The 2,124-nt window shown below is 43.1% G+C and carries 2 protein-coding genes; both read right to left on the minus strand.

The window, feature by feature from the left end; genetic code table 11:
• Positions 1–349: 349 nt before the first annotated feature.
• Positions 350–811 (minus strand): hypothetical protein, encoded by a 462-nt coding sequence (locus tag B9G53_RS05775; RefSeq protein ID WP_094530108.1) that lies wholly within the window; start codon positions 809–811, stop codon positions 350–352.
• Between the two features lie 269 nt (positions 812–1,080).
• Positions 1,081–2,007, minus strand: a complete 927-nt coding sequence (locus B9G53_RS05780; protein ID WP_094530109.1) for a glycosyltransferase family 2 protein — start codon at positions 2,005–2,007, stop codon at positions 1,081–1,083.
• Between the last annotated feature and the right edge of the window lie 117 nt (positions 2,008–2,124).

Below are 2,124 nucleotides of genomic sequence, written 5' to 3' on the forward strand. Positions count from 1 at the left end.
TAGGTCGGGTGGAGTTTTACATTCTTGCAACAATTCATCTAGCAATTCTTTGCTTATATTCATCTTTTTAGTGTTGGTATTGTGTGTCTAGATTGTCTCTCTGTATATATCCCAGACTTTACACATCTCACTTTACACTCTCTGGTAAAGGGGTTACTTAGCCCTTCAAGTAAAACTTATTGACTCCGTTTGCCATGACGATAAAGTTGTTTGATGAGCGTCCATCTTGGAGCTTACGATTACAGGGCACACCGACAACACCTCGCCAATCTCTTGCTCGGACTGCATTTAAAAACTTTATAGTGCTAAACTCAGTATCGGCAAGAACGAGTACTTTCGTTCCTTGGGTTCATCGCTTTGGTACTGTCCCTAACAATTTACAAGCTAAGTCCGATGGACTCGCATATCCTTTACCCCGCCATACTCGAAAACTCCATGGTACTCGCCACTCTCCATAGACCAGATACAGTACGACCAGATGTAGTCCCCGCTTACCGTTAAGCATTTTTACCCATGGGTCGGGGTTGTCTGCTGTCCGCGTACTCAAGTGTAAAAACTTGCCGCATTTTTCCAATGTCGTCAAGTCTATTAATATCTGCAATGGCGTTGTTTTGAATAGTCGATGCTGGGTGATTTGACCTAAAATAGCTTCCCTTGTCGCTCGAATCAGCCCTTTCGTTGACCAGTTATAGTGATCCAGATATCGGCTTAATGCACTCGCTGATTTTACTTGCGTATGTTCTGGGTAAGGATGTCCTTGGGATTCCAGAAATATTCCCAATATTGCATTCAGACTCGCTTTTTGATACACACTTTGCCTTAGACACACAAGACTATAAACTAGCCTTTGGGCGTGCTTAACGATGCTTTACATAATAGGTATTTAATTTACTACTATGCCTTTTTTTCATGTTTTTGCTCTTTCTGCAACCTCTTTCCAGAATGGTGCAAGATCTCAGTTGATTAAATCCCACCCTAATTTCCACAAACTTTGCTCTTACGACTCTATTTCTGACTAAGCTTTGTCCGTAGTATTGAGGTAAATAATTAGTGGTGCGTGGCTCCACCACACACCACTAATTATTTACTGAGCCTGTAAGTCTGCCATCCTTGATAACGCCCAAGCCAACAAGCCCATAATTTTTGTCTCGCCATATTTCCATCTTTAGGTAAAAATCTTAGGCACTGCAATAAACCAAAAGCCTCTGATGTGCCGATCGCGATCGCCCAGATAGCAAACACCAATTTTTGTAAAGGTGACAAATATCCCAATAATGCCAACGTCTCATTATGCACAGCATTAATTGAAGCTTGAGCATTAAAAGAATTGCGCTGATCATCGTCAAAACGCTGTGCAGGAAAGTGATCTACCGCAATTTGTGGATCGTAAATTAATTTCCATCCCTGTTGTCTCAAAGTCAAAGAAAAAACTACTTCAAAATGCACCTGTGCGCCCGATCCTCGCATTCGTTGGTCGAAGCGTAAATCAGCGATCGCCTCACGTCGAAAACTCATATTCACGCCCTTCAGTACATCCACTTCGCGTCCTGTGCCAATGCCAATATGATGATTGCCAATCAAGCGCCCAAACCACTGTAATTTGCCCACTACAGGCTGAGAGCCATCTTCCAATTTTGTACCGTGATAGACCCAATCACGCCCACCAACTCCACCAACTTGCTTATCAGCTAAATAGTAAGTTTCTATCCTTTCTAGCCAATCAGGATGGGGAGCAGCATCATCATCGGTAAAAGCCACAATATCACCAGTCGCTGACTCCAGCCCGATATTCATCGCCGCAATTACTCCTGAGGCTGTTACTGTGGCTGTATGTAAAGGTAAAGTTGCACGATCAAAAGTTTCTAAGAATTGCCAAGTTTGGCGATCGGTATCACGCACAATTACCCACAGTTCATCGACAGGTCGATTTTGCGCTTTGAGAGCAGCTAAGCAACGAGCCAAGTCTGCTGGACGTTGATAAGTCGGAACTACTACAGAGATCTTCATTGTTTTTTCGCTCATCTAGGGAAATAGGTGGAAGGAGGAAAAAGAAGACGACGCAGGAAGTCAAAATCAATCCAACGTAGATTGTATGACCACTCAAACATGGCTACATAGAGATAC

Origin of the sequence: Pseudanabaena sp. SR411 (assembly GCF_002251945.1) — a bacterium.
Classification (GTDB): Bacteria; Cyanobacteriota; Cyanobacteriia; order Pseudanabaenales; family Pseudanabaenaceae; genus Pseudanabaena.

Bases quoted from the DNA above. Each gene is read 5' to 3' on its own strand.
- B9G53_RS05780 (WP_094530109.1), bottom strand. From the start codon at position 2,007: ATGAAGATCTCTGTAGTAGTTCCGACTTATCAACGTCCAGCAGACTTG.